Origin of the sequence: Actinokineospora spheciospongiae (assembly GCF_003182415.1) — a bacterium.
In the GTDB taxonomy this organism is placed as follows: domain Bacteria; phylum Actinomycetota; class Actinomycetes; order Mycobacteriales; family Pseudonocardiaceae; genus Actinokineospora; species Actinokineospora spheciospongiae.
In genome coordinates, this window is the sequence record NZ_QHCP01000009.1 from 160,202 (window position 1) to 186,302 (window position 26,101).

Here is a 26,101-nt window from a genome sequence, read left to right on the forward strand (position 1 = left end):
CAACCGGGCGGTGTGTCGCCCGGGACGCGCCAGCGGGCGGCCGGTCAGTCGCGGTCGAACTCGCTGTCGCGGGCGGCGTCGGCGCGGTCTAGCCAGCCGCGCCAGGTGGCGGCCGAGTGCGCGGGTTCGGCCCACGGGCTGGTGCACCGGACCATCCTGGTGCCCGGTTTGTCCAGCCAGCGCAGCACGATCGCCACCTCCTCGGCCATCGCGCCGCGCAGCGGGCCCGCGCCGGGCAGCACCGTCTCCGCCGAGGCCACCAGCGCCTCCACCACCGGCATCGGCCGCACCCCGCGCCTGGCCACCCCGGCCGAGGCGAGCCTGCCGTGCCGGACCACCGCGAACTCCCAGCCGCCCAGGGAGTCCGGGCGGGCGGCGACCAGCTCGGCGATCCCGGCCAGCGCGGCCATCCGCTGACCCCGGTCCAGGCCGCGGACCAGGGTGCGCATCCGGTCGCGGTCGGCGCGGGCCTGTTCGAACCGGCGGGCCTCGGCCAGCTCCGACAGCCGCAGGGCCAGGCGGTGCAGCGGGTGGGTGTCGTGGCCCGCCACCAGCGAGTCGACGGCCTGGAGCGCGGGGGCGTACTCCTCGGCGGTCTGGTTGCCCGCGCACGGTGCCGCGCACCGCTCCAGCTCGGCCAGGGCGCACGGGCTGGCGTTCGGCGACTTCGCCGGGATGCGGACCGTGCACGGGCGAACCCCGGTGGCCTGTTGCAGCGCCAGCATCGCCTCCTCGGCCCGCGCCCGGCCGCGGAACGGCCCCAAGGCGCCGTCGCGGGCGGTGCGGACCAGCGACAGCCGGGGGAACGGCTCGTCGGTGAGCACGACCCACCAGGAGTCGCGCGGGTTCTTGGAGCGGCGGTTGTAGGCGGGCTTGTGCGCGGAGATCAACCGCAGCTCGCGCACCTCCGCCTCCATCGGGTGCGAGCAGGTCACCGAGTCCACCCGGATGGCCAGGGCGACCATCTCGCGCAGCCTGCTGCGGGTCTCCGAGGCGGTGAAGTACTGCCGGACGCGCCTGCGCAGGTCCGAGGCCGTGCCGACGTAGAGGACCTCCTCGGACGGGCCGCGGAACAGGTAGACCCCGGGCTCGTGCGGCAGGTCCTCGGCGAGCGTGCGCTTGCGGCGCTGCTCGGCGGTGACCTCGGGGATGTAGTCGAGCAGTTCCTCCAGCGACTGCACGCCCAGCGAGCCGACCCGCTCCAGCAGCCCGTGCAGCACGTCGACCGTGGCCTTCGCGTCGTCGAGCGCGCGGTGGACCGGGGTGGTCTCGGCCCGGAAGAACGCGGCCAGGGCGGAGAGCTTGCAGCTCGGCGCCTCCTCCCGGCTCAGCACCCGCCGCCCGAGGCGGACCGTGCAGACCACGGCGGGCTTGGGCCAGGCGTAGCCGAGTTCGCGGCAGGCGGCCTTGAGGAAACCCACGTCGAAGCCGGAGTTGTGCGCGACCAGCACCGCCCCGGCGGCGAACTCGAGGAACGCGGGCAGCACCACCTCGATGCCCGGGGCGGAGCTGACCATGAAGTCGGTGATGCCGGTCAGCGTCACGATCTCCGGCGGGATGCCCCGGCCGGGGTCGACCAGGGTGGCGAACTCGCCGAGCACCTCACCGCCGCGCACCTTGACCGCGCCGAACTCGGTGATCGCGTCCTGCTCGTGGCTGCCGCCGGTGGTCTCCAGGTCGAACACCACGAACGTCGTGTCGCGCAGCGGGGTGCCCAGCTCGTCGAAGGCGAGCTGGGGGCGGGGGTCGGCTGACTTGCTCATCGCCGCTGACGCTAGAACAGCCCCCCGACAGTTCCCGCGCCCGCCCGCGCGGTCCGCCCCGGCGGGGCGGGTGCCGAGGCGTCGCGGCGGTCGCGGATCGGCCGCCACCGCGCCGGGGCGGGGTGGGCCCCGCGCCTGCCCGGTGCCCCGCGGGCCTCCCGGAGGGGCTTCGGCGCGTCGCCCAGGGGGCTCGCGACTAATCTTAGGGAGTGCAACCTTCGTCGGAGCCGGTCGGACCGGTCGGACCGGGATCGTCCACACCGGACGTCCCGGACCCCGTCGCGCCCGGAGCCGCCGAGGGGGGTTCCACTGTGGAACTCGTGGAGCCGGTGCCGGGCGCGGAGATCGGGTCCGGCGCGGAGTGCGCGGTGGCCGAGCCGCCGGTGTGGCCGGAGGCCCTGCCCGACCCGGTCCGGCTGCGCCTGGCCGAGCTGGGCGCGGACGCGGTGGGCACCCTGCCGCCGGTGGACGTCCCGGCGTCGCTGCGGCAGGTGGCCCGGTTCGCCCCGGCCAAGCGGGCCCGGTTGGGCGGCCCCACGATCGTCGCCGCGCTGCGCGCCCACGTGGGCTTCCGGACCGCGGTGGTGCAGTGGGCCCGCGAGCACCGGGTCGAGGCGGTCGAACCCCCGCCGGACGACCCGGTGGCGGTGGCGACCGCCGCGCTGCTCCTCGGGGAGCCCGCCGCGCCTGCGCACCTGGAACTGGTGGCCAAGCGGGCCGACGACAGCGCGCTGCGCGCGGAGCGGGACGCCGCCCTGGCCAGGGTGGGCAGGTTGGAGGCCGAGCTGGCCGCGGCCAGGGCCAGGGTCGCCGAGTCCGAGGGCGCCGCCGACCGGGCCCGCGCCGAGGGCGAGGCCGAGCTGGAACGGTTGCGCAAGCGCTTGCGTGAGCAGGGTGTGCGGCTGCGCGAAGCCAAGGACGCCGCCGCCGCCGCCCAGGTCAGCGCCGAGCGGGCGGGGGCGGACGTGGCCGCGGAGGTCGCCGCGCTCACCGAGCGGGTGCAGCGCGAACAGGAGCGCGCCGAGTCCGAGCGCGCCCGCGCCGCCCGCGCCGAGGCGGGCGCCGCGCTGGCCCGCCAGGCCGCCCGCGAGGCCCGCCAGGCCGACGAGGTGCGGCTGGCGCTGCTGGTCGACACCGTCGACGACGCGGTCGCCGGGCTGCGCCGCGAGCTGATGCTCGGCGACGGCCGCGGCCCCCGGCCCGCCGACCTGGTGGCGGGGGCGACCACCGCCTCGGGCGGGGCCCGCCGGGTCGACGACCCGGTGCACCTGGAGCGGCTGCTGGCGCTGCGCGCGGTCCACCTGATCGTCGACGGCTACAACGTCACCAAGACCGGTTACTCCGACCTCTCCCTCGCCGACCAGCGCGAACGGCTCATCCGGCAGCTCTCGGCGCTCGCCGCGCGCACCTCAGCGGAGGTCACGCTCGTTTTCGACGGGGCGGGGGTCGTCGTCGTCCCGGTGGCGAAGCCGCGCGGGGTCCGGGTCATGTTCAGCGACCCGGGGGTCCTCGCCGACGACGTCATCCGGTCGCTGGTGGCCGACGAGCCGCGGGGCAGACCGCTGGTCGTGGCCACCTCGGACAAGGCCGTCGCGGACGCGGTGCGCGACCGGGGCGCCTACACGGTGCCCTCGGCCGTGCTGCTGATGCGGCTCGGCCGGGTCTGACAGCGCCGCCGGGCGCGCGGGAGCCGGGCGGCTGGACAGGGAGGGTCGGGGGAGTGCGCAGCAGGGTGTTCGGCCGGGGTCCCGGAGCGGTCGGGCTCGGGGTGCTGTTGGCGGCGGCGGTGCTGGTGCGCCCGGTCGCGGCCGAGCAGCCGCCGGTGCCGTCGGACCCGCCGCAGGTGGAAGCCGGGGTCGGCCCGGGCGCGCCGGTGCCCGACCCCAGGCCCGGCGAGGCGTTCGCCGACCCCCGGGTCGCGGAGTTGCAGCGCACCGCCACCGACGTGCAGCGCGAGCTGGCCGACCTGTCCGACCGGCTGCACGGCGCCGAGCGGGACCTGGCCGCCGCCACCGAGCGGGTGACCGCGGCCCGCGCCGAGCGCGCCGAGGCCGACCGGGTCGTCGCCGCCCAGCAGGGCGAGGTCGACGAGTACTCCAGGGCGCTCTACGCCGCGCTGGCGCAGCCCAGCGCGGTGCAACTGCTGCTCACCGCCGCCACCCCGGAGGACTACCTGCGCGGCAACGACCTGATCGGCCGCGTCCGGGCCGACCAGGACTCCCGGTTGGCGGCCTCGGTCCGCAGGCAGCAGGCGGCGCGGCGCGCGGAGGAGTCCGCCGTGGGCGCCGAGCGCTCGGCGGCCGACCGCAAGGCCGACCTGGACCGCAGCAGCGACGACGCGTCGAACCGGGCCGCCGCGGTGTCCTCGGAGCTGCGCGGGCAGGTCGACGACACCAACGCCGCCGTGGTCGCCCAGCAGAAGGCGCAGAAGGAGCGCAACGACAAGACCGCGGCCAATTGGAAGGCCTACACCGACCGGCTCGCCGCCGCCGGGATCACCCTCCCCGGGGCCGCGGCCCTGCGCGACCCGGCGCGGCTGCCCGCGGGCCTGACCCCGTTGGCCGGGTCGACCGGCGCGCCGCAGGCCGGGGTCGCCCAGGCGGTGCTGCCGTCGGGGGAGCGGCTGCTCGTGCTGCCCGCCGAGGCCGTCGGCGCGGTGGACGCCGCGGTGGCCGCACTGGGCAAGCCGTACGTGCCCGGCAGGGGCGGGGAGGGGCCCACGGCGTACTCCTGCGACGGGCTGGTGCGCTCGGCGTTCGCCGCGGGCGGGATCACCCTGCCCGGGTCGGCGGGGGAGCAGATGGGCGTGCTCGCGCCGGTCGCCCCCGCCGACGCCCAGCCCGGTGACGTGGTGTTCCTCGGACCCGCCCGGCTCGGGGTGCAGGGCGTGGGGATCGTGCTCGACGGCCGGACCGTGCTCACCGCCGACGCCCGGCTCGCCGGGGTGGTGGTGGAAGACCTGCCCGGCGGCGACACCGTGCTCGGCGTCGGCAGGCCGACCCTGCTCCAGCGGCCCGCGCAGCCGGTGCCGCAGGCCACCGACGGCGGCCTGACCTGGCGCTGCGGTGGCGTGCAGGTCCCGGCGCGGGGCGCGGGCGAGGCGGCGGGCGCCTGGGGCGGCTACCCCAACGGACTGATCCCGCCCGCCGCGCTGTGCCTGATCGGGTCCGCGTCGCACCTGCTGCGCTGCGACGCCGCGCAGGCCTACCAGGCGCTGTCCTCGGCCTACGCGGCGAGGTTCGGCGGCCCGGTGTGCATCACCGACTCCTACCGCTCCTTCGCCGCCCAGGTGCGCCTCTACCAGGTGAAACCCGCCCTGGCGGCGGTCCCGGGCACCAGCAACCACGGTTGGGGGCTGGCGGTCGACCTGTGCGGCGGCATCCAGTCCTTCGGGTCGGCGCAGTACGCGTGGATGGTGGCCAACGCACCGCTGTTCGGGTGGTCGAACCCGCAGTGGGCGCAACCGGGCCGGGGCCGCGAGGAACCCTGGCACTGGGAATTCACCGGGGCCTGAAAGCCGCCGTCACCCCCTGTTCGCCCGCAGGTCGGAAGAGTTTTTCGAACGGGTGAGCGAAAAGTGTCGTACCCCTTCCCTACTGTCGTCGACAGGAGATCAAAAGCACCGGAAGGGGCGATGATGCTCATCGACTGCGACAGCTGCGAGGTCCGCGGCGACGCGTGCAAGGAATGTGTGGTCAGCGTGCTGCTGGGGCCGCCGCCCGGGCTGGAGTTGGACGCCGCGGAACAGCTCGCGATCGATGCCCTGGCGGAGGCGGGCCTGGTGCCGAGGCTGCGCCTGATCCCGATCGAGAAATCGGCCTGAACCGGTCGCGCACACCTCGGACCGGGGCTTGGACGCCGCGCGGGAAACGCGCGCGCGCCGAGTGGTCGGTTCTGTCGCCGAACGGTTCACGCTTACGGGTGGCGCAGGTGTAGGCGTCGTCACAGCGTGCAGTCCTCACTGCTCCGTTGGTGTTTTCGGGCCACCCACACCTGTTTTTCCGGCGAGCTGGTGGACGGCCGGTCCTACTTTTCGTAACCTGTCCGAGATCTCGTGGCGGCAAGCCACCCACCCCGAGGGTGGCACGCGAGATCGCCGCCGATCCGACCCGCTCGTGGGCCGGACCGGATTCCCCCACGGTGGGGTCGTCGAGTGATTCGGAAGTGAGCGGCAATCCCGCTCGCCCCCGACAGGACTGGGTGCGATCTCCAGGCCCGGCACCGGCGGCCCGTCGGCGGTAAAACGGACGAAGGAGTACGCGCGACCGTGTCGTCGCATCGACTCAAACGTGCAGTGCGTGGCGCCATGAGCGTCGCGGCGGTCGTAGCCGTCGTGACCTTCTCCCCGACCCCCGCTCTGGCCCAACCCGCGCAGCCCCCCGCCCCGCCGACCACGGCCTCGGAGGCGCTGCAGCAGTACAACGACGTCGCCAAGCGCGCGGAGCAGGTGAACGAGGACCTGCTCAAGGCCCAGACGGACCTGCAGGCCCGCAACGCCGACTTCGACAAGGCCAACGCCGACGTGGCCATGGCCGCGGAGACGGAGAAGCAGGCCAAGGCGCTCGAGGAGCAGTTCCGCGGCCAGGTCGACGCGCTGGCCAGCGCCTCCTTCCAGGGCGCCCGGTTCAACAAGATCTCCGCGCTGCTCACCGGCTCCTCGGCCGACGACTTCCTGGAGCGGGCCTCCGCGCTCAACGTGCTGGCCAGCGACAACCAGGACGCCCTGGACAAGTACACCAGGGCCGTCGCCACCGCCACCGACGCGCGCAAGCTCGCCGAGGACGGCCAGCGCCGCGCCGCGGAGGCCAAGGCCGCCGCGGAGAAGCTCACCGCGGACATCACCAAGACCCAGCAGGACCTCAAGGCCCAGCTCACCACGCTGGACCAGGCCCGCAGCAGGCTCTCGGCCAAGGACAAGTCCGACCTGGTCGGCCCGGTCGACGACGGCGTGTACCTGGCGCCCTCCGGCTCGGCGGGCAAGGCCATGGACGTGGCGCTCGCGCAGCGCGGCAAGCCGTACGTGTGGGGTGCCGAGGGCCCGGGCAGCTTCGACTGCTCCGGCCTGGTCCTCTACGCCTACCGGGCGGCGGGCGTGAGCCTGCCGCACTCCAGCCGCGCGCAGTACGGCTACGGCAAGTCGGTCTCGCGCAGCGAGCTGCAGCCCGGCGACCTGCTGTTCTACGGCGGCAGCGTCGGCTCGATCCACCACGTCGCGATGTACATCGGCGGCGGCAAGATCGTGCACGCGTCCACCTCCGGGGTGCCGGTGAAGACCGACAGCATCGACGGTGGCGGCCGCGACTACCTGGGTGCCAAGCGCATCGTGGGGTGACCCCACCGCCGATCGACCCCCGGCTGTTTCACCCAGCCGGATGAGCACCGACCGGGACCGGAGCCTGTTGGCTCCGGTCCCGGTTCCGTTCTCCCCTACGATCGGCCCCGTGCGCAGGGAGCGGGTGCGGGGCTGGCTGGCCGCGGCGGTGGCCGCGACCGCCCTGTTCGGCGTCGCCGTCGTCGCACTGCCCGAACACCCCGCCGACCAGCGCGGACAGGCGGGCCAGGGCAGGCCCATGGGGGCCGTGCAGCCCGCCGCGGGCGCCGCCGACGCCCGCCGCGCCGACGCCGTCGCCGAGCTGCTGGGCAGGCGGGCCGACGCGCTGCTGCGCCGCGACCAGGCCGCCTTCACCGCCACCCTCGACCCCGCCGCCGAACCCGCGTTCCTGGCCGCGCAGCAGGAGTACTTCACCAACCTGGCCACCGTGCCGCTGGACGCCTGGTCCTACACGGTGCGCGCCGAGGACTCCCTGGACCTGGGCAGCCTGACCGCGCCCGCCGCCGACCCCGCCGCGACCGAGCAGTGGGCGCCCGCCGTGGAACTGCACTACGCGCTGCGCGGCATCGACCCCACCCCGACCGACCGGTCCCTGGGCTACCTGTTCGTCCGCCGCGGCGAGCAGTGGTTCCTGCGCTCGGACACCGCGCTCGGCGAGCTGGGCAGGCGCACCTGGCGCGGCCCGTGGGACTTCGGCCCGGTCGTGGTCGCCCCGGCGGCCAACGGGCTGGTCCTGGCCCACCCCGGCAACCAGGCGATGGTCGACCGGCTCGTCCGCGAGCTGGACCCGGCGGTCGAGGCGGTCGGCCGGGTCTGGGGCGACCGGTGGCCGCGCCGGGTGGCGCTGCTGCTGCCGGACAGCCCCGCGGAGATGCGCGCCCTGGTCGGCCCGGACTTCCCGGTGGAATCGGTGGTGGCGGTGGCCGTCGCCGACCGGGTCGACACCGCGCGCCGCACCGCCACCGGGCAGCGGGTCGTGCTGAGCCCCACCGGGTCGCGGGCGCTGTCGATCGCCTCGCTGCGGGTGGTGCTGCGGCACGAGATCACCCACGTCGCGGCCCGGGTGGACACCGTCGACGGGTCGCCGATGTGGCTGCTGGAGGGCTTCGCGGACTACGTCGGCTACCGGGAGAGCGGCCTCGGCCTCGCCCAGGGCGCCCCCGACCTGGCCCGCTCGGTGCGCGCGGGCGGGCCGCCGCGCGCGCTGCCGCAGGACCGCGACTTCCGCGAGCGGGACCTGGACCTGGCCTACCAGCGGTCCTGGTCGATCGCCCGGTTCGTCGCCGACCGCTTCGGCGAGCGCGAGCTGGTGCAGCTCTACCGCAGCCTCGCGGGCGCGGGCCCGGTGTCGGCGGGCGAGACCGACGAACTGCTGCGCGGGGCGATCGGGCTGGACCGGGGTGGGCTGCTGCGCGCCTGGCAGGACTACCTGCGCGAGGCGTTGCGCTGAACCCCTAGATTGGGTCGGTGCGCAGGACCCTGCTGGTGACCAATGACTTCCCGCCCAGGCCGGGCGGCATCCAGACCTACCTCCACTCGTTCGCCTCCCGGCTGCCCGGCCGCGAACTGGTGGTCTACGCCCCGGCGTGGCGCGGGCACGAGGAATTCGACGCCGCCCAGCCGTTCACCGTGGTCCGGCACCCCGGCGGCCTGGTGCTGCCCACCCCGGCCGTCGCCCGCCGGGCCCGGCAGGTGCTGCGCGCGGAGGGCTGTGACACGGTGTGGTTCGGCGCCGCCGCCCCGCTGGCGCTGCTCGCCCCGGCGCTGCGCGCGGCCGGGGCGCGCCGGGTGGTGGCCAGCACCCACGGCCACGAAGTTGGCTGGTCGATGCTGCCCGCCGCGCGGCAGGCGCTGCGCCGCATCGGGTCCACCACCGACGTGGTCACCTACGTCAGCCGCTACACCCGCGACCGGTTCGCCGCCGCGTTCGGCCGCGCCGCGGCCCTGGAGCTGCTGCCCTCCGGGGTCGACACCGACCTGTACCGCCCCGACCCCGCCGCCCGCGCCGAGATCCGCGCCCGGCACGACCTCGGCGACCGGCCCACCGTGGTGTGCGTGTCCCGGCTGATGCCGCGCAAGGGCCAGGACTCGCTGATCCGCGCCCTGCCCGCCATCCGCCGCCGGGTGCCCGACGCGGTGCTGCTGCTGGTCGGCGGCGGCCCGTACCGCGCCCGGCTGGCGGCGCTGGCCGAGCAGGTGGGCGTGTCCGGGCACGTCGTGTTCACCGGGTCGGTGTCCTGGGCGGAGCTGCCCGCGCACTACACCGCGGGCGACGTGTTCGCGATGCCCTGCCGCACCCACGGCCGCGGCCTGGACGTGGAGGCGCTGGGCATCGTGTTCCTGGAGGCCGCCGCCACCGGGCTCCCCGTCGTCGCGGGCGACTCCGGCGGCGCCCCCGAGGCGGTCCTGGAGGGCGAGACCGGCCACGTCGTCGACGGCCGCGCGGTCGAGCGGCTCGCCGACCGGGTCGCCGGGCTGCTCGCCGACCCGGAGCGCGCCGCCGCCATGGGCGCGGCGGGCCGGGCGTGGATGGAGAAGGAGTGGAGCTGGGACACCAGGACCCGCCGCCTCACCCGCCTGCTGGACGGCGAGACGACCTACCGCTTCGGCGCCTGAGCACTGTTCCAAGCCCGCGATTTTTGTGGGGTGCCCGGCTGGGTGGATGTGCTTGGCCGAGGCCCTTGCGGCGATCATGTGGCCCAGCGTGACAGGGTGGGGCTGAAGGGATGCCCCACCGCCAGGGCAGGCTTGCACATGATCGCCTCCCCCGGCCAAGCACATCCACCCACCCGGGCATGTCCGTAGCCGGGCCAGCGGTGTGTTGGGTGGTCGACTTGAGCGCAGGTCTAGTCGCGCAGGGCGAAAGTCTGTGCGGAGAAGTCCTCTTCCGGTTCCGCTGTTCGACTGTCCACAGTGTTCTGCTGTGTTTCGTTCGATGTGGACGGTGTTCGGTCGGGGGGTGCGGTCAGCCGTTGGAGTTCTGCGGTCAGTTCTGGACCCGCGATGGGGGAGACGAGGTCCACGCCCGCTGCCAGGGCGGTGTCGGTTGCCTGGTGTATCAAGGATTCCAGCTCGCTCGTCAGCTCGGGTGCCGTCAGGTGGCGGCAGGCTTCGCCGAGGTCCAGGGCGGTGAGCATGCCCGACATGGTCACCGTCACCTCGATGCCGTGCCTGCCGCAGGCCCGACCGGTGACGGCGGCGAGGCGGGCCGGGAGGTCGCGGGTGCGGGCGTCGAGGTCTTCGGCCATGGCGAGCAGTTCGTCGGTCGACAGGTCGTTCACCGCAGCCTCCACGAGTCGGGGGTGGTGGCCTCGGCGGCCTCGGTCAGGTCGGTGTCGCCGGTGAGGCCGAGGGCGTTCGCGGCGGTGGGGTCCAGGGCGAGCGCGTGTCGGGCCCGTTGGTCGGCCTCGGCGGTGGCGCGGCGGACGAGTCCGAGGAGGGTTTCGGCGAGGGCGGGGCCGCCCCGGCGCAGGGCGGGGGCATCGATCCTCAGGCCTGCCAGTGCGCCGCCGGGGAAGACCGTGACCTCGACGTCGTGTGTGTGCGCGGAACCGGTGGTGGTCACTTCGGGTGCACCCCGCCGTAGAAGGTGGCTGAGGACAGGGTGTGGGTGCGGCGGGCGACCTGGTCGCCGGAGTTGCCCTCGATCGTGGTGACGGTGTTGCCCTCGACCTTCTCCACGATGCCGATGTGGGTGCTGGTCGACGGGCTCTGCGGGCCGGTGCCGAACAGCAGCACGTCGCCCGGCCGCGCCTGGTCCAGCGAGCCCTTGCCGTAGGCGGTGCCGTGTTGCTGACCCCACCTGTAGACGTCGCCGGTGAAGGGCAGCAGGGGGATGTCGACCCCGGCCTTGCGCCAGGCCCAGGTGGCGAAGGAGGAGCACCAGGCCGCGCTGGGGCCGTACTTGTTCGCGTTGCCCGCGCCCTCGCGGTAGCCCAACTGCGACCTGGCGATGCCGGTGATCTCCTGGCCCTTGCCACCGGCCTTGGTGGAGCCGCGATCGGCCTTCCCGCCGTCGCGGTCCGGCTTCCTGTCCGCCGCGGGCTTCCCGGTCGCGGCGGGGGTGGTCCTGTGCTTGGCCTTCGGGTCCGCGTAGCCGTCGTGCTCGACGGACTTCTCCAGGGCCTTGAGCTTCTTGGCCGCGTCGGTCATCTGCGTCTTCACGGCGGCGAGTTGCTTGGCCGACTCGCCGGTGTAGGCGCGGACCAGGTCGGCGACCTCGCCGACGGCCTTGATGATCGCCGCGCGCTGCCCGGCGCCGGTGACCGCGAGCCCGGCGTCGAGGGTGCGCGCTGCCCTGGTCGTGTACTCGTCGAGCAGCCGCACCACCGCGCCGTGCCCGCCGTCGAGGGCCTGTGCGGTGGAGGCGACGATCGTGGCGCCCGCCGCGGCGGCGGAGCCGGTGGCGCCGAGGGACCTGGTGACCCGGTGGGCGCGCTTGTCGAAGCCGTCGGCGGTCTTGCCCGACCACTGCGCGGACGCGGTCCCGGCGGCGGTCTTGTGCCCGCCGTGGTGCTCGACCAGCAGCTTGTGCGTGGCGTCGAGGGCGGCGTGGGCGCGCTGGGCGTCCTCGGCCTTGCCCGCGAGCCGGTTGCGGTGCTCGACCATCTGCTCGGCGAACTGCCGGGCGATCCTGGTGGTGTCCATCGTGTTCTCCTGGCGCCTGGTGGTGGGGTCAGCCCAGCAGCCTGGTGAAGTCGGCCGCGATCCCGTCGTCCTCGTGCTGGTAGGCGTCCGCGGTCCTGCCGGTCGCCCGGCCCAGTTCCGCCGCGTTGTCGGCCACGCCGTCGACCTGGGCGCGCAGCGCGGCGGCGAAGCCGGTGAGCGCGGTGGCGAACCCGGAGTCCCTGCCGATCCGGCCGAAGCTGTCGTCGGCGATGCCCCGGATGGAGCCCACCTCCGCGCGGGCGGCCTTGCGCAGCTCCCCGGCCAGGGCGGCGGTGTCGCGGGCGTACTTGTCGAGCGCGACCGCGTCGACCTCGAAGCCCCCGGTCGGGCGGGAGCCGCCGGGCTTGCCGTCGCGGCCCCCGTCCCCCTCGTCCCGGGGCTTCTTGTCACCCTTGTCCAGCTCCCGGCTGATCAGCTCGGCCAGTTCGCGCTCGTCCATCCCCGCCTCCGCTCCGGCCCCTCCGGGCCCGGGCACACCATCGCGCCCGCGCCGGGGTGGCGACCAGGGGCGTTGCACGCCCGGTCACACGCACTGCACAGATGGACGGGGGCCCGCGGCCTCAGTGCCGGTGCAGCGCCGCCAAGTCGTCGGCACGGGTCTTGGCGATCACGTCCCGGCGCGGGGTGCCCGTCGGGGTCAGCTCGCCCGCCGCCTCGGTGAAGTCCCCGGCCAGCACGGCGAACGCGGTGATGGACGCCGCCCGGGACACGGTCCGGTTGGCCGCCTCCACGGTGCGCCGCAGCGCCGCCCGCAGGTCCGGGTCGGTCGCCACGTCGACCTCCGCCCGGCCCGCGCGCGCCGCCCAGTCGGCCAGCCCGGCCTCGGCGACGGTGATCAGCGCGACCACGTGCGGCAGCCGGTCGCCGAGCACCACGCAGTGCGAGACCAGCGGGTCGCGCCGCACCCGGTCCTCCAGGGCGCTCGGGGCCAGCGCGCGGCCGTCGGCGGTGGTGATCGTGTCCCGGCGCCTGCCGCTGATCCGCAGGTAGCCGTCCGCGTCCAACGAGCCCAGGTCACCGGTGTGCAACCAGCCGTCGACCAGAGCCTCCGCGGTGGCGGCCGCGTCGCGCCAGTAGCCGCGGAAAAGGGCGTCGCCGCGCAGCAGCACCTCGCCCACCCCGTCCACCGGCTCCTCGATCCGGACGTCGACCCCGGGCAGCGGCGTGCCCACCGTGCCCGCGCGGAACCGGGACTCCGTGTTCACGCACACCAGGCCCGCCGACTCGGTCAGCCCGTAGCCGGAGTGCACCGGGATGCCCGCGCCGCGGAAGAAGTGGGCCAGCCGGGCGTCCAGCGCGCCGCCGTGGCACAGCGCCGCCACGCACCGCCCGCCCAGCTCCGCGTGCAGCTCCCGGCCCAGCACCCGCGCCGCCAGCAGCCGCCGCCCCCGCAGCGCCGTGGACGCCCCGCCCGTGGCCAGCGCCACCGAGTACCGCACGGCGACACCCTCGGCCAGGTCGAACAGGCCCGCCCGGTCGTGCGCCACCGCCCGCCGCCTGGCCGTGGCGCGCACCCGCTCGAACACCCTGGGCGTGGCCGCGACGAACGTCGGCCGGAAGGTGGCCAGGTCCGAGGCGTGGTCGCCGCTGTCGGGCAGGTGCCCGAGCGTGGTCCGGGTGTAGACGCAGGCCAGCGTCACCACCCGGGCGGGCACCGCGGCCTGCGACAGCGACTGGAGCATCGAGTTGCCAGGGCGCAGCAGCGCGGGGAAGGCGCCGACCAGGGCGCGCACCTGCGTCAGCAGCGCCCGGTGGGTCAGCTCCACACCCTTGGGGCGACCGGTGGTGCCCGCCGTGTAGGCCACGGTCGCCAGGTCCGCCGAGCCCACCGCGAGCCTGCGCCGGTGCACCTCCGCGTCCGGCACCCCGGCCCCGAGCGCGACCAGCTCGTCCAGCGCGGGCGCCGACTCCGCGGGCACCTCGTCCGGGCCGGGGTCGACCCGCCACACCCGGGTCAGCTCGGGGAGCCGGTCGACGACGCCCTCCACGACCCGCCGGTGCGCGTCGTCCTCGACCACCACGGCCCTGGCGCCGCTGTCGCGCAGCAGCCAGGCCACCTGCTCGGCCGAGGAGGTCTCCGGCACCGGCACGGCCACGCAGCCCGCCGCCCACACCGCCAGGTCGACCAGCGTCCACTCGTAGCGCACCCGCGACAGCAGCGCGACCCGGTCGCCGGGGGCCAGCCCGGCCCCGACCAGGCCCTTGGCCAGCGCGAGCACCTGCGCGGCGAAGTCCCTGGTGGTGACGTCGACCCAGGAACCGTCGACGCGGCGCCGGAACCCGATCACGTCGGCGAAGCGCTCCGCGTTGGCCCACACCATGTCGGTGAGGCTCTCCTGCTCGGCGACCACCTCGGTCGCGGGAACACCCGACTCCCGCACGCGGACCTCCCCTGAGCCCTGGCCTGGGAAACTGCGCACCCAAACCTAGACCCGCCCCGGGTGGGGGCACACCCGGGGCCGTGCGAAGCTGGCCGGGTGCCCCAAGTCGACGTCGTGGACGAGACCTTCATCGTGGCGCCGCCGCGGACCGTGGCCGCCGCCTTCGCCGACCCGGCCGCCTGGCGCCGGTTCTGGCCCGACCTGGTGCTGGCCGCCTACGCCGACCGCGGCGCCGAGGGCCTGCGCTGGACCGTGCGCGGGGCGCTGACCGGCACCATGGAGGTCTGGCTGGAGCCGGTCCTCGACGGCACCGTCGTGCACTACTTCCTGCGCGCCGACCTGCCCGAGCCCGCCACCCCCCGCGCCGAGCAGAAGGAGCGGCACGCCCGCCAGTTGGCCGCCAAGTCGGTCGCCCTCGGGCTCAAGGCCGCCCTGGAGGACGGTCGCGCGCCGGGGACCGCCCCGGTTCCCGCGTAGGGTTGGCCCGTGCGTGTTCATGTGGTGTCCGACGTGCACGGCAACGCCGAGGCGCTGGCCCGCGCCTGCGACGGCGCCGACGCGCTGGTCGTGCTCGGTGACCTGATCGACTTCGTCGACTACCACGACCACGGCGGCGGGATCATGGGCCGCGTCTTCGGCGCGGAGAAGGTCGGCGTCTACGCGAACCTGCGCCGCGAGCGCTCGCACCTCGCCGCCTCCGCCTACGCCAGGGAGCTGTGGGCGGGGCTGGCCGACCCGGGTTCCCGCGTCGACGAGGCGATCCGCGAGCAGTACGCGGAGCTGTTCGCGGCGATGACCGCGCCCACCTACGCCACCCCCGGCAACGTCGACACCCCGGACCTGTGGCCGGAGTTCGCCCGCGACGGCCTGCGGATGCTCGACGGCGAGGTGGCCGAGCTGGGCGGGCTGCGGTTCGGCTTCGTCGGCGGGACCGTGCTGCCCGAGGGCGTCGAGCCCCGCCGCGGCAGCGCGTTCCGGGCGTACCTGCGCAGCCAGGAGGACTTCGGCGCCTCGGTGGCCAAGCTCGACGAGGTCGACGTGCTGTGCACGCACGTGCCGCCGGACCTGCCCGAGCTGACCTACGACGTGGTGGCCCGGCGCGCGGAGCTGGGGTCGGCGGCGCTGGTGGGGCTGATCCGCGAGCAGCGGCCGCGGCTGGCGCTGTTCGGGCACGTGCACCAGCCGCTGGCGCCGCGGCTGCGGTTCGGGCGCACGGAATGTGTGAACGTGGGCCACTTCCAGCGGACCGGTCGCCCGTACGTGTTGCGCTGGTGAGTGTTGTGGACAGCCCCCGGCCGGGGCCGGGCTGACCGGGTAGCCTCCCAGCATGGCCGATGAGTCCACCCAGTCCATCACCGTCGACGCGCCCGCGGAGGCGATCATGGCGGTGATCGCGGACTTCGCGGCTTACCCGCGGTGGGCCAACGCGGTCAAGAGCGCCGAGGTCCGGTCCACCGACGCCGAGGGTCGGGGCGCGGAGGTGGCGTTCACCCTCGACGCGGGCCCGTTCAAGGACGAGTACACCCTGGGCTACGAGTGGGCCGACGACGGCCTGAGCGTGAGCTGGTCGCTGGTCGAGGGGCAGATGCAGCGCGCGCAGAAGGGCAGCTACGTGCTCCGCCCGCACGGCGGGTCCACCGAGGTGGTCTACACCCTGTCGGTGCAGCTCGCGGTGCCGATGATCGGCCTGTTCCGGCGCAAGGCGGAAAAAATGATCATGGACACCGCGCTCAAGGAGCTCAAGCGCCGCGTCGAGCGGGGCTGAGCGGCGGCCAGTGCGGATACTCCTGTTCACCGGCAAGGGCGGCGTCGGCAAGACGACCCTCGCCGCCGCCACCGCGGCCAGGCTCGCCGCCCGCGGCACCAAGACCCTGGTCGTGTCCACCGACCCGGCGCACTCGCTGGCGGACGCCTACGCCACCCCGCTGGGCCCGGAACCCTCCGAAGTGGACGCGGCGCTGTTCGCCGCGCACGTCGACGCCAGGGTGCTCGCCGACCGCTCCTGGCCCGAACTGCGCGTCGCCCTGCGCACCCTGCTCGACCGCACCGGCCTCGACGCCCTCGACGCCGAGGAGCTGACGGTCCTGCCCGGGGTCGACGAACTGCTCGCCCTGACCGAGGTCGCCCGCCTCGCCCGGGCGGGCCCGTGGGAGGTCGTGGTCGTCGACTGCGGCCCCACCGCCGAGACGCTGCGCCTGCTGTCGCTGCCCGAGGCGGTCGCCGGGTACCTCGACCGCGCCTTCGGCGGCGCCAAGGGCCTGCTCGCGGGTGGCCTGCTCGGCGGCGAGGCCCGCGCGGCCACCGACTCCATCCGCGCCCTGGCCCGGCACCTGTCCGGCCTGCGCGCCCTGCTGACCGACCCGACGACGACGTCCGTGCGCCTGGTGCTGACCCCGGAGCGCCTGGTCGTGGCCGAGACCAGGCGCACCCTCGGCGCCCTGGCCCTGCGCGGCGTGCACGTCGACGCCCTGGTCGCCAACCGCCTGGTGCCCAGGGCCAGCCGCTGGCGCGGCCCGGCGGCGTCCTGGCTGCGGGTGCGCCGCGGCGAGCAGGACGGCGTGCTCGCCGAACTGGAGGCGTCCTGCACCCTGACCGTGCACCGGGTCGAGCACCGCGCGGCCGAACCCGTCGGCCCCGCCGCCCTCCTGGCCCTGGCCGACGACCTCTACGGGGAAGGTGACCCGCTCGCGATCGGTGCCCCACCCGGCACCCCGCTGCTCGACATCACCGCGGACGGCGACGACCTGATGCTGACGATCGCCCTGCCGCTCACCGACCACGCCGCCCTCGACCTGGCCCGGGTCGGCGACGACCTCGCCGTCACCGTGGACGGTACCCGCAGGCTCGTCGCCCTCCCGCCGCTGCTGCGCCGCCGCTCGGTCGTCGACGCCGAGGCGGGTGCCACCGGCCTGGTCCTGAGGTTCGCCCAGACCACCGAGTCCGGGGAGGAACACCCGTGACCACCGCCCAGGACCCCGGCAGCAGACTGGCCGACGAGGTCACCCTGCTGCTCGCCGCCGTCGCCGACCGCGCGGGCCCGTGGCTCGACCGGGTGTCCACCAGCACCCACGACGAGCACGAGCCGCCGACCGGGGCGTGCGCGTCGTGCCCGGTCTGCGCCTTCCTTGCCCTGGTCCGCGGCGAACCGAACACCCTGGCCGCCGCCACCCTGGACCGCCTGGCCGACGTGGTCGCCCTGCTCCGGGCGGTCCTCGCCGACCGCTGGGAACCCGGCGCCCCGCACATGCCCGGCTTCCGCCCGGACCCGCCACCGCGCCCGACCTCGACCAGGGTCCAGCACATCCCGGTCCGCCGGAAGGCCCCCGCCCCGAGGTGAGGACCATCGGCGTCGACGTCGGCGGCACCAGCGTCCGCGCCGGGGTGGTCGACGAGCACGGGACCGTCCTGGACACCGCCCGCGGCAGCACCCCACCCGGCGAGGCGGCGCTGGAGGACGCCATCTGCGCGGTCGTGTCGGAACTGCTGGGCAGGCACCGGGTGGGTGCCGTGGGCCTGGCGGTGGCGGGTTTCATCGCCAACGACCGCCGCACCGTGCTGTTCGCCCCCCACCTGGCCTGGCGCTCGGCCCCCGTCGCCGACCGCATCGCCGCCCGCCTGGGCCTGCCGGTCGTCCTCGAACACGACGCCAACGCGGCGGGCCTGGCCGAGCACCGCTTCGGCGCCCTGCGCGGCGTCGGGGTCGGCCTCCTGCTGGCCCTCGGCACCGGCATCGGCGCGGCCCTGCTGGTGGACGGCGAGCTGTACCGGGGCGCCCACGGCGTGGCCCCCGAACTGGGCCACCTGTGCCTGGTCCCCGGCGGCCGCCCCTGCGAGTGCGGCAAGTCGGGCTGCTGGGAGCGCTACTGCAGCGGAACCGCCCTCGCCGCCACCGCGACGGACCTGCTGGCCAGGGCGGGCACCCACTCGCCCATCCTGTCGCGGGAAGCCGCCCGCGACCCCGGCGCCATCACCGGCCGCGCGGTCGCCGCCGCCGCCCGCGAGGGCGACCCGGTCGCCACCGCCGCCATGTCCGACCTGGCGGGCTGGCTGGCCACCGGCCTCTCCCTGATCGCCGACGTCTACGACCCCGAACTGGTCGTCCTGGGCGGCGGCCTCTCCGAATCGGCCCCCCTCTTCCTGGACGAGGCGCGGGACCGCTACCACCACCTGATCACCGGAACGGGCCACCGCCCCCCACTGCGCCTGCGCACCGCCCACCACGCCGACGACGCGGGCCTGATCGGCGCGGCGACCCTGGCTGCCACCCATTCGTGAACCCCTGAGCCATCCACAGCCCGCCGGGTTGTCCACAGGCAAGATCCACTTCTCTCCGCCGGACACCCTCCGCCGGTAGAATGGACCTGGGCACGGCCCCCTGGGTGCGGTGGGGTTTGTGCGGTGGGGTTTGTGCGGTGGGGTTTGTGCGGTGGGGTTTGTGCGGTGGGGTTTGTGCGGTGGGGTTTGTGCGGTCACGCGTGATGCCTATTTGAACTCGGGCAGGGTGAGTTCTTCCACGAGGTCGTGGGCTTGTGGTGCGTCGGGGTGGTCGAGCAGCCAGCGCAGGGAGGTTGTCGTGTCGTTGAGGGCTGTGCCGAACATGGCCAAGTGGTCGAGGGTCAGTTCACCGCGGCTGAGCGCGGTGAGGACTTGCGTCGAGTGGACGCGGACATCAATGAGGTTTCCGCGGACGTACCACAGTTGGCTGGGTGGTGTGGCGGGGGTCGTGGCGCTCATGGTCGTCCTGTCCGCGCCGCCGCTGCGGTGATCTGCTCGGTGAGCAGGCGGTGGCAGGTGTGCATGACGCTGGTTTCCAACTTCTCCAGCCGCTCCACTTCGGTGGGGTTGAGCAGGCCCATTGTGAGGGAGTGGTAGATCTGGTCCGCGGCGGTGACGAGGGCTTGGAGGTCGGCGACGAGGGTGATCGGGATGGGCGGTGGCGTGGGCGGGGTGGCGGTTTTCCTGATTCTCATGGGACGGGGTCCGTGGGCTGATCGCTGTGGCCGGTGGCGGTGAGGTGGGCGCGGATGAGGTCGCGGGTGTCGGCGGAGTTCAGGCTTGTGGTGCGAATGTGGTCGGAGAGTTCGAGGTAGGGGGTGGCGGCGTCCTGTTCGAGGATGACGGTGGTGAGGTCGAGGTCGAGGAACACGACGGGGTGGGCGTGGGGCGGGTGGATCGCCTGGAACGGGCAGGGCACCTGGGGTGGGGTGCCAGGGGGGATGAGGCGGACTGTGTCGGAGGCGAGGAGGTGGCGCAGTTGCGCGCGCATGGTCGGGGGTGGGATCGCGGGGTGGTTCAGGGCGTGGGCGTGGACGTGGTGGACGGCGGTGGCGGCGGCGGCGTGGTTGGTGAGGTCGTCCATGAGGGCGGGGATGGTGGCGGTCGGGATGGCGGGGTGGGCGGTGAGCAGGGCGTGGTGGTAGGCGGGTGTGCGCAGGGCGTGGGGGATGGTGGTGTGGCTGTGGGTGGTGATCCGTGCGGCGAGGTTGTGCAGGGCGTGCAGGAGGGTGAAGCGGGTGAGGTCCCAGGGTGGGTGGTGTTCGGTCCACTGGGTGTGCTCGGCTTCGCGGGCGAGGGTGTAGAGGATGGGGCGGCGGTGGGCGGGGATGTCCAGCAGCGCGCACAGGCCGCCGATCTCCAGGGCGGTCGGCACCCGGCGGCCCGTCATCACCCTGTTGAGCATCGCCGCGGACATGTGCATGGCCGTGGCCAGCGTGCGGGTGGTGTGCCCGCGGCGCCTGCGGTGGTGGTCCAGCTCGCTGGAGAGCAGTAAGGCGCGGGTGGTGCGAGGGCGGTGGTGCTGTCGGTCGAGGCGCTGCGGCGCGACGATCGGGAAGGTCATGGCGGCTCACCTGCTCTGGTTGTGTCGGTCACGGCGTGCGGTGGTGCGGGCGCGGCCACCGGGTGAGGGGTGGCCGCGCCCGCACTTACCGCGGCGGCGCGGCGGTCCGTGACCCGTCGGGGCATGGCGGGTGGCCGGGTGCCGCGTGTCGGTGCGGTCGGGCGTCACCCTCCGGGGCCGGGTAACCGGTGGGTGCGGACGCCGGTGTGGGCGTGGTGTCGACCATCACGGGAAGGACACCCGGCGGGCAGGGCCACCGGTCGGTCTGTCAAGGGGATGGTTGGGGGATGGTTACGACGCTTCCCATCCCTGGCAGGTGGTGAACCCGCCTCGACCTGTGTCACGATTTTCCTTGGTCGCACACAGTCAGGAGGCCGACACGGTGACCGTTGCCAACGACCGGCTCCGGGTCGCGCGGGAGCGCACGGAATCGCCGTCGCACGCCGGTGCCGGGTTGTCCCGCGATGAGCTGGCGGAGCTGGTCAACGCCCATGTCTGGCGGGCCAGGGGCAAGGTCGTGGCGATCGACGGGAACTACGTCGGCAAGCTCGAACGCGGGAAGATCCGCTGGCCGAGGGCTGAGTACCGGGAGGCCCTGCGGTCGATTCTCGGGGTCCGCACCGATGCGGCGCTCGGGTTCAGCAATGTCCGCCGGGCGGCGGTCACGGTGCCGAACGCGGTGCTGGCAGCGGTGGACACGGTGGTAAAGGTGGAGGACGTGGACCGTCAGCAGTTCTTGCGCACCGCCGCCCTGGGGATCGGCTCCCTCGCCCTGGCTCCCGGTATGGGGCTGTTCGAGACCGCCGAGCCCACTCCGGTCCCAATCCGGGTCGGCATGGCCGAGGTCGAGCAGATCACCGCCGCTTCCCAGGTGTTCGCCGGGTGGGATGCCACTTACGGCGGTGGTCTGGTCCGGGAGGCCGTTGTCGCCCAGCTCAAGGTTTGCACCGGCCTGTTGGGCGCCACCTACCCGGACGCGGTACGCAAACCCCTGCACAGCGCGATCGGCGATCTCGCCGACACCTGCGCCTACATGGCGTTCGACGTCGGCGCCCATGAGGATGCCCGGAGCATGTTTCGATTGGCCCTCGCCTGCGCGGAGGAGGTGAGTGACTGGCACCTGCGGGCGGAGGTCCTGTCCTCGATGGCGAGGCAGGCCATCTACACCGGCCACCCCGACGAGGGGCTGACTCTCATTGAACACGCCTTGGTCCGAGCCGATCGACTCACTGCCACCGAGCAGGCCATGCTGCACGCTGTCCGTGCGCGTGCGCTGGCCAAGATGGGGCGAACGCAGGAGACCCTACTCACGGTCGGGGTTGCCGACGACCACTTCGCCAAGAGGACCCCGGCGAATGACCCGTCGTGGATGGGTTACTACAACGCCTTCCAACACGATGGGGACACTGGGCACGCCCTGTTCGACCTCGCAGTGAACGGCCGTTTCTCCGGTGAGGCCGGTGCCCGACTCTCGTCAGCGGCCAGTGGTCACGCCGCCGAGTTTCCCCGCGCTCGTGTCTTCTGCCTGGCCGAGCTCGCTTCGTTGACCATGGTCACCGGGGACCCCGCCGAGGCCGTCACCATCGGCACCGCGGCCCTGGATTCCGCGGGCACCATCCGGTCCCGCCGGGTCGCCGACCACCTGCGCGAACTCGCCTCCTTCGCGGTCCGCCACCGGGACGACCCGGCCGTGGCGGACCTGCGCCACCGCATCAACACCGCCGTGCTCGCCGCCTGATCCGACCACGGAAGGCGGGGCACCGCCTGAACCCGAGGTCGACGCGTCTCAGACCTGCGCGCCGCTGTCCTCGTCGTCCCGGGGCGTCTTCCGCGCCCGCATCAGCAGCGTCCCCACGCCCAGCGCCACGCACGCCAACCCCACCGGCGTCCACGCCGTCGACAGCACGGTGGCCGCCAGCACCAGCAGCGCCACCCCGGCCGCGATCGCCACGAACGCCGCGATGGTCAGTCCGTGCGGCCGGGGCAGCGGCGGTGGTTCGGGGGGTTCGTAGTGCTCGTCGGCGTTGTCGTCCGCCCAGTCGATGTCCGTCTCGTGGTTGCGCCACGTCGAGGCCACCGGTGGTGACGACGGTGCGGGCGGCGGGGCGGCGGCGGGTTCGTCGCCCGCGTCGGACCGGTCGCGCTTGACCTCGGCCTCGGAGGGCAGGGACAGGCCCACGCCCTCGCGCCGCAGGTCGGCGACGATCTCCGCGAAGGCGGCGTCCACGTCCTCGGGACCGTCGCCGGGCCGTCCCTTCACACCCGATCCCCCGCCCGCTCGGCACGCACCCGCCGGATGAACTCGACGCTCCGGGCGAAGATGACCGGCGCGTCGTGGTCCAGCGTGGCCACGTGGTGGCTGTTGTCCAGCACGACCTCGGTGACGTCGGTGCTGGAGACCTCGGCGAGCACGATGGCCGAGTTCTCCGGCTCGACCACGTGGTCGACCGCCGAGTGCAGCACCAGCACCGGTTGGGTGACCTTCGGCAGGTCCCGGCGCACCGTCCCCCATAGCTTGGCGAGGCTGGCGAGCGCGCGCAATGGGGTCCGCCCGTAGGCGTGCTCACTCACGCCCGGCTTGGCGATGTCGTCGCTGATGGGCGCCACGGACCGCACGACCCGCGACAGCAGCGGGACGAACCTCACCTCCTTGCGCAGCGTCATCACCGACGGGTTCACCAGGGCCAGGCCTGCGACGTCGGGGTGCTCCTGGGCCAGCCGCAGGGCCAGCGCGCCGCCCATGGACAGGCCGAACACGAACACGGTGTCGCACCGCGCGCGCAGGTCCGCCAGCGCGGACTCCAGCTCCCCGTACCACTGCGGCCACCCGGTGCGGTTCATCTCGCGCCAGTCGGTGCCGTGGCCGGGCAGCAGCGGCAACCGCACGCTGTACCCCTCGGCGACCAGGTGGTCGGCCCAGGGGCGCATGCTGAACGGTGATCCGGTGAAGCCGTGGCTGAGCAGCACGCCGACGTCCGTGGAACCATCGTGGGTGAAGCTCTCCGCACCTGCGATCGCGGGCACCCCGCCTCCTAAGATCAGCCTGGCGAGCATGGGCTGTGGCCATCGTCGCACGAACACGGGCGGGTGTGCTCACGGCCACGTCGGGTACCCCGCTGTCGTGTGCTCCGATGACCTGGGCATCTCGTCGGCGGTGTTCGGCGTTACGTGGTGCACGTGTCGTTGTGCGCGTCAGGGCGCGTTCGTACGCTCGTGATGGGGGATCGATCGGTCGGGGATTGACGGAGAACGGGAGAACTGGTGCTGTACTGGTGGATGAAGCACGTCTTTCTGGGACCGGTGCTGCACCTGTTCTTCCGGCCCAGGATCGAGGGGGCGGAGAACATCCCCGCCCGGGGTGGGGCGTTGCTGGCCAGCAACCACCTCGCCGTGTCCGATTCGTTCTTCCTGCCGCTGATGGTGGACCGGCGGGTGACGTTCCCGGCGAAGATGGAGTACTTCACCGAGGGCGGGCTCAAGGGCCGGTTCAAGCGCTGGTTCTTCACCGGCATGGGCCAGATCCCCATCGACCGCTCCGGCGGTTCCGCCGCGCAGGCCGCCCTGGACACGGGGGTGCGGCTGCTGCGCGAGGGGCACCTGATGGGGATCTACCCCGAGGGCACCCGGTCGCCGGACGGGCGCCTGTACAAGGGCAAGACCGGCATCGCCCGGATCGCGTTGCAGGCGGGCGTGCCGGTGATCCCGGTCATCATGATCGGCACCGACAAGGCCAACCCGATCGGGTCGAAGATGTGGAAGCCCACCCCCATCCGGATCAAGGTCGGCAAGCCGCTGGACTTCTCCCGCTACGAGGGCCTGGAGGGCGACCGGTTCGTCGAGCGCTCGATCACCGACGAGGTCATGTACGCCCTGATGGAGCTGTCCGGGCAGGAGTACGTGGACGTCTACGCCGCCAAGGCCAAGGAGCGCCCCGCGGCGGTGGAGATCCCCGAGCAGGGGTCCGCGCGGACGGTCGACCGCGTGCCGGAGACCGAGGCGGGCTGACTAGGCTGGGCGGATGCGTTTCTTCTACGACACCGAGTTCATCGAGGACGGGCTGACCATCGACCTGGTGTCGATCGGTGTCGTGGACGAGGACGGCCGCGAGTACTACGCGGTGTCCACCGAGTTCGACCCGGCCAAGGCCGGGCCGTGGGTGCGGGCGAACGTGCTGGACAAGCTGCCCTCGCCCGCGGACAAGGCGTGGCGGGGCCGGGAGGAGATCCGGCGGACGCTGCTGGAGTTCCTCACCCCGCCGCACGCGCGGGACAAGGTCGAGCTGTGGGCCTGGTTCGCCGCCTACGACCACGTGGCGCTGGGGCAACTGTGGGGCGCGATGCCCGCGCTGCCCAGGGTGCTGCCGCGGTTCACCCGCGACCTCCGGCAGCGGTGGGAGGACGTGGGCAAGCCCCCGCTGCCCACCGCCCCGGCCGACGCGCACGACGCGCTGGCCGACGCCCGGCACAACCTGGCGCGGTGGCGCGTGATCGACGAGGTCTGGCGCAAGAAGCTGGCGTGATCTCCCGCCGGGCGTTCCCGGGAGCGCTCTTCCCGTGCCGAAGCCCCCGGCGTCCTCTCACGCGGGTGTGCTCACCCGGCGGTCCTGCTTCTTGTCCTGGCGTTCCGGGTGCGGCGTTGCCGGGGTACGGCGGCGGGTTCCGGTGACCACGGGCAGGGAGGGGCTGCTCCGCTGCCCCTTCGGCAGCGCGTGGGCCGCTCTCCTGCGCTTGGGCTTGTGGGTGCGGCTCTTGCGCCCCGCTTCCCGCAGCGCGTCCCACAGGAGGAACGCGACCAGGGTGACGCCGAAGACCGGCAGCAGCCACCCCAGCAGGGCGCACACCAGCACCAGCGGCACCAGGACGTGCCTGGGCAGCTTCGCCAGCGCCCGCGGTGGCGCGGGGGCGGGCTTGCGCTGGCGCCACATCCGGTAGCCCATGGCCAGCACGGCCAGGATCGCCAGCGCCAGGAAGATCAGCAGCAGCTGGTTGGCCACCCCGAACAGCAGACCGTGGTGGGCGGCCACCGCCAGGAGCCGAAGCTGACCGGCGAGTGAGTAGTCCGCGAAGTGCTGGACCCCCACCGCCACGCCCCGGTACTGGTCGATGAGGACGACGCCCTTGCGCATGGGGAGCCCTGGCGAGGATTCGGCCACTTTGAACGGTTCGTCGTAGGCGCGCGGCGGGGTGAGGGTCAGGTCGCCGGTGAGACCGGAGTCGTGGGCGACGCGCACGATGGTGTCGAGGTCCACGGGGCCCGGGGAGCCGGGGACGACGTCCTGGTGGACCACCGCTCCCGGCTTGGTGCCCAGGGCGGTCTGGACGCGCTCGCCCGCGGTCATGGTCCGGGTCAGGCCGGAGAAGTTGATGACCAGCAGGCCGACCACGACCACCACGCCCAGCAGCCCGTGCCAGGCGCGGATGCGGATCTTGGGGTTGGTGGCCTTCAACCGCTGCCTGCGCTTCTTGGGGCCCAGCGCCCACAGCAGGACGCCGAACAGCATCACCGCGGGCAGCCAGCTCACGGCGAACTCGGCGTACAGCCTGCCGGGTTCGCCCAGGTGCAGGTTGGTGTGCAACTGCCCCAGCCACGCCTGGACCGGGGCGCGGCCGTCGACGGTGGGGTAGTCGCCGGTGACGACCGCCGTGTACGGGTCCACGTGCACCGCCAGCGCCCGGGGCTCCGGGATGCCGGGGTCGGCCAGGACCACCTGCGTGGTGCGCTCGGGGTCCTCGAAGACGGTCACCTGCCGGACCGAGTCCTGCGGGTGCGCGGCCAGCGCCGCGCGCACCTGGGTGCTCACCGGGACGGGTTCGCGGGAGGCGTCGTGGACGAACAGTTGGTTCGCGTACAGGGTGTCGCTGAGCTGGGGGGCGCAGGCGTAGCAGAGGCCGGTGAGCGCCAGGAGGAACAGGAAGGGGGCGATGGCCAGACCCGCGAGGTAGTGCACTCTGCGGGAGAGCAGGAGGACCGCGGTCCGCGTGGAGCGCGCACGGGTCATCGCCGGACCCTTTCTCGTGGAGAGTTGAGCCGAAGGGCCCTGATGAGCCGAAAGGACGGCCCGGCGGCGGGTGTGGCGGGCCGCCGGGCCGTGGGACGGTGACCGTCAGGGACGGTCAGG

General features: G+C 74.1%; 27 protein-coding genes. 15 read left to right on the plus strand and 12 right to left on the minus strand.

The genetic code is table 11. The features are described from left to right. Positions 1-44: 44 nt before the first annotated feature. Positions 45-1,763 carry a DEDD exonuclease domain-containing protein gene (locus tag DFQ13_RS23070; protein WP_110081317.1) on the minus strand — a complete coding sequence of 573 codons (1,719 nt, stop codon included), beginning with the start codon at positions 1,761-1,763 and terminating at the stop codon, positions 45-47. A gap of 311 nt (positions 1,764-2,074) precedes the next feature. On the opposite strand from DFQ13_RS23070, the gene DFQ13_RS23075 reads away from it, so the two are divergent. The 6 genes from DFQ13_RS23075 to DFQ13_RS23100 all read left to right on the plus strand — a co-directional run bounded on the left by DFQ13_RS23075 (position 2,075) and on the right by DFQ13_RS23100 (position 9,711). Next, positions 2,075-3,430 (plus strand): NYN domain-containing protein, encoded by a 1,356-nt coding sequence (locus DFQ13_RS23075; protein WP_110081318.1) that lies wholly within the window; start codon positions 2,075-2,077, stop codon positions 3,428-3,430. A gap of 53 nt (positions 3,431-3,483) precedes the next feature. Beyond that, positions 3,484-5,277, plus strand: coding sequence for a D-alanyl-D-alanine carboxypeptidase family protein (locus DFQ13_RS23080; RefSeq protein ID WP_233438538.1), 1,794 nt, complete (start codon positions 3,484-3,486; stop codon positions 5,275-5,277). A gap of 120 nt (positions 5,278-5,397) precedes the next feature. Then, positions 5,398-5,586 carry a hypothetical protein gene (locus DFQ13_RS23085; RefSeq protein ID WP_035278461.1) on the plus strand — a complete coding sequence of 63 codons (189 nt, stop codon included), beginning with the start codon at positions 5,398-5,400 and terminating at the stop codon, positions 5,584-5,586. Positions 5,587-6,069: 483 nt separating this feature from the next. Then, positions 6,070-7,095: a C40 family peptidase gene (locus tag DFQ13_RS23090; protein WP_052020567.1), complete on the plus strand. Its 1,026-nt coding sequence runs from the start codon at positions 6,070-6,072 to the stop codon at positions 7,093-7,095. 109 nt (positions 7,096-7,204) lie between these two features. Continuing rightward, positions 7,205-8,545 carry a gluzincin family metallopeptidase gene (locus DFQ13_RS34055; RefSeq protein ID WP_152551949.1) on the plus strand — a complete coding sequence of 447 codons (1,341 nt, stop codon included), beginning with the start codon at positions 7,205-7,207 and terminating at the stop codon, positions 8,543-8,545. 17 nt (positions 8,546-8,562) lie between these two features. Next, positions 8,563-9,711, plus strand: coding sequence for a glycosyltransferase family 4 protein (locus tag DFQ13_RS23100; RefSeq protein WP_110081319.1), 1,149 nt, complete (start codon positions 8,563-8,565; stop codon positions 9,709-9,711). Between the two features lie 230 nt (positions 9,712-9,941). On the opposite strand, the gene DFQ13_RS23105 is transcribed toward DFQ13_RS23100, so the two are convergent. The 5 genes from DFQ13_RS23105 to DFQ13_RS23125 all read right to left on the minus strand — a co-directional run bounded on the left by DFQ13_RS23105 (position 9,942) and on the right by DFQ13_RS23125 (position 14,144). After that, positions 9,942-10,376: a hypothetical protein gene (locus DFQ13_RS23105; RefSeq protein WP_110081320.1), complete on the minus strand. Its 435-nt coding sequence runs from the start codon at positions 10,374-10,376 to the stop codon at positions 9,942-9,944. Beyond that, a complete protein-coding gene (locus DFQ13_RS23110) occupies positions 10,373-10,660 on the minus strand; it encodes a hypothetical protein (protein WP_110081321.1) in 288 nt (95 codons plus the stop codon). The genes DFQ13_RS23105 and DFQ13_RS23110 overlap by 4 nt, the downstream gene beginning before the upstream one ends. Continuing rightward, positions 10,657-11,742: a C40 family peptidase gene (locus DFQ13_RS23115; protein ID WP_110081322.1), complete on the minus strand. Its 1,086-nt coding sequence runs from the start codon at positions 11,740-11,742 to the stop codon at positions 10,657-10,659. Before DFQ13_RS23115 ends, DFQ13_RS23110 begins: the two co-directional genes overlap by 4 nt. A 28-nt stretch (positions 11,743-11,770) precedes the next feature. Further along, complete coding sequence (locus tag DFQ13_RS23120; protein WP_110081323.1) at positions 11,771-12,202, minus strand: type VII secretion target; 432 nt, start codon at positions 12,200-12,202, stop codon at positions 11,771-11,773. A 121-nt stretch (positions 12,203-12,323) separates the two neighbouring features. After that, positions 12,324-14,144 carry an AMP-dependent synthetase/ligase gene (locus DFQ13_RS23125; protein WP_110081324.1) on the minus strand — a complete coding sequence of 607 codons (1,821 nt, stop codon included), beginning with the start codon at positions 14,142-14,144 and terminating at the stop codon, positions 12,324-12,326. Between the two features lie 96 nt (positions 14,145-14,240). Between DFQ13_RS23125 and DFQ13_RS23130 the strand changes: the two genes are divergently transcribed. The 6 genes from DFQ13_RS23130 to DFQ13_RS23155 are packed head-to-tail and all read left to right on the plus strand — an operon-like array spanning position 14,241 to position 18,419. Next, entirely contained in the window at positions 14,241-14,621 is a 381-nt protein-coding gene (locus DFQ13_RS23130) for a hypothetical protein (protein ID WP_035278449.1), read from the plus strand. Between the two features lie 9 nt (positions 14,622-14,630). Then, positions 14,631-15,419: a metallophosphoesterase family protein gene (locus tag DFQ13_RS23135; protein WP_110081325.1), complete on the plus strand. Its 789-nt coding sequence runs from the start codon at positions 14,631-14,633 to the stop codon at positions 15,417-15,419. A 52-nt stretch (positions 15,420-15,471) separates the two neighbouring features. Further along, positions 15,472-15,909, plus strand: coding sequence for an SRPBCC family protein (locus DFQ13_RS23140; protein WP_110081326.1), 438 nt, complete (start codon positions 15,472-15,474; stop codon positions 15,907-15,909). Between the two features lie 10 nt (positions 15,910-15,919). Continuing rightward, positions 15,920-17,104 (plus strand): ArsA family ATPase, encoded by a 1,185-nt coding sequence (locus tag DFQ13_RS23145; protein WP_110081327.1) that lies wholly within the window; start codon positions 15,920-15,922, stop codon positions 17,102-17,104. Then, a complete protein-coding gene (locus DFQ13_RS23150) occupies positions 17,101-17,481 on the plus strand; it encodes a hypothetical protein (RefSeq protein ID WP_110081328.1) in 381 nt (126 codons plus the stop codon). The genes DFQ13_RS23145 and DFQ13_RS23150 overlap by 4 nt, the downstream gene beginning before the upstream one ends. After that, entirely contained in the window at positions 17,478-18,419 is a 942-nt protein-coding gene (locus tag DFQ13_RS23155) for an ROK family protein (protein ID WP_110081329.1), read from the plus strand. The genes DFQ13_RS23150 and DFQ13_RS23155 overlap by 4 nt, the downstream gene beginning before the upstream one ends. A gap of 207 nt (positions 18,420-18,626) precedes the next feature. Here DFQ13_RS23155 and DFQ13_RS23160 read toward each other — a convergent pair whose 3' ends face one another. Genes DFQ13_RS23160 through DFQ13_RS34060 form a run of 3 tightly spaced genes read right to left on the minus strand, consistent with a single transcriptional unit; the run spans position 18,627 to position 19,983 of the window. Beyond that, positions 18,627-18,878 (minus strand): hypothetical protein, encoded by a 252-nt coding sequence (locus tag DFQ13_RS23160; protein WP_110081330.1) that lies wholly within the window; start codon positions 18,876-18,878, stop codon positions 18,627-18,629. Further along, positions 18,875-19,114, minus strand: a complete 240-nt coding sequence (locus DFQ13_RS23165) for a hypothetical protein (RefSeq protein ID WP_110081331.1) — start codon at positions 19,112-19,114, stop codon at positions 18,875-18,877. Before DFQ13_RS23165 ends, DFQ13_RS23160 begins: the two co-directional genes overlap by 4 nt. Further along, positions 19,111-19,983 carry a Scr1 family TA system antitoxin-like transcriptional regulator gene (locus DFQ13_RS34060; RefSeq protein ID WP_181400120.1) on the minus strand — a complete coding sequence of 291 codons (873 nt, stop codon included), beginning with the start codon at positions 19,981-19,983 and terminating at the stop codon, positions 19,111-19,113. Before DFQ13_RS34060 ends, DFQ13_RS23165 begins: the two co-directional genes overlap by 4 nt. A 382-nt stretch (positions 19,984-20,365) precedes the next feature. Between DFQ13_RS34060 and DFQ13_RS23185 the strand changes: the two genes are divergently transcribed. Then, entirely contained in the window at positions 20,366-21,721 is a 1,356-nt protein-coding gene (locus DFQ13_RS23185) for a helix-turn-helix domain-containing protein (protein WP_219994603.1), read from the plus strand. Between the two features lie 48 nt (positions 21,722-21,769). On the opposite strand, the gene DFQ13_RS23190 is transcribed toward DFQ13_RS23185, so the two are convergent. Together DFQ13_RS23190 and DFQ13_RS23195 are read right to left on the minus strand one after the other, a co-directional pair. Further along, entirely contained in the window at positions 21,770-22,243 is a 474-nt protein-coding gene (locus tag DFQ13_RS23190; protein WP_035278439.1) for a hypothetical protein, read from the minus strand. Further along, positions 22,240-23,007 carry an alpha/beta hydrolase gene (locus tag DFQ13_RS23195; protein WP_035278438.1) on the minus strand — a complete coding sequence of 256 codons (768 nt, stop codon included), beginning with the start codon at positions 23,005-23,007 and terminating at the stop codon, positions 22,240-22,242. Before DFQ13_RS23195 ends, DFQ13_RS23190 begins: the two co-directional genes overlap by 4 nt. Positions 23,008-23,244: 237 nt before the next feature. Here DFQ13_RS23195 and DFQ13_RS23200 point away from each other — a divergent pair, with 237 nt between their 5' ends. Continuing rightward, entirely contained in the window at positions 23,245-23,988 is a 744-nt protein-coding gene (locus tag DFQ13_RS23200) for a lysophospholipid acyltransferase family protein (RefSeq protein ID WP_035278437.1), read from the plus strand. Between the two features lie 13 nt (positions 23,989-24,001). Next, complete coding sequence (locus DFQ13_RS23205) at positions 24,002-24,502, plus strand: polyadenylate-specific 3'-exoribonuclease AS (protein WP_035278436.1); 501 nt, start codon at positions 24,002-24,004, stop codon at positions 24,500-24,502. A gap of 57 nt (positions 24,503-24,559) precedes the next feature. On the opposite strand, the gene DFQ13_RS23210 is transcribed toward DFQ13_RS23205, so the two are convergent. Next, a complete protein-coding gene (locus DFQ13_RS23210; RefSeq protein WP_052020561.1) occupies positions 24,560-25,981 on the minus strand; it encodes a PepSY-associated TM helix domain-containing protein in 1,422 nt (473 codons plus the stop codon). Positions 25,982-26,101 lie beyond the last annotated feature (120 nt).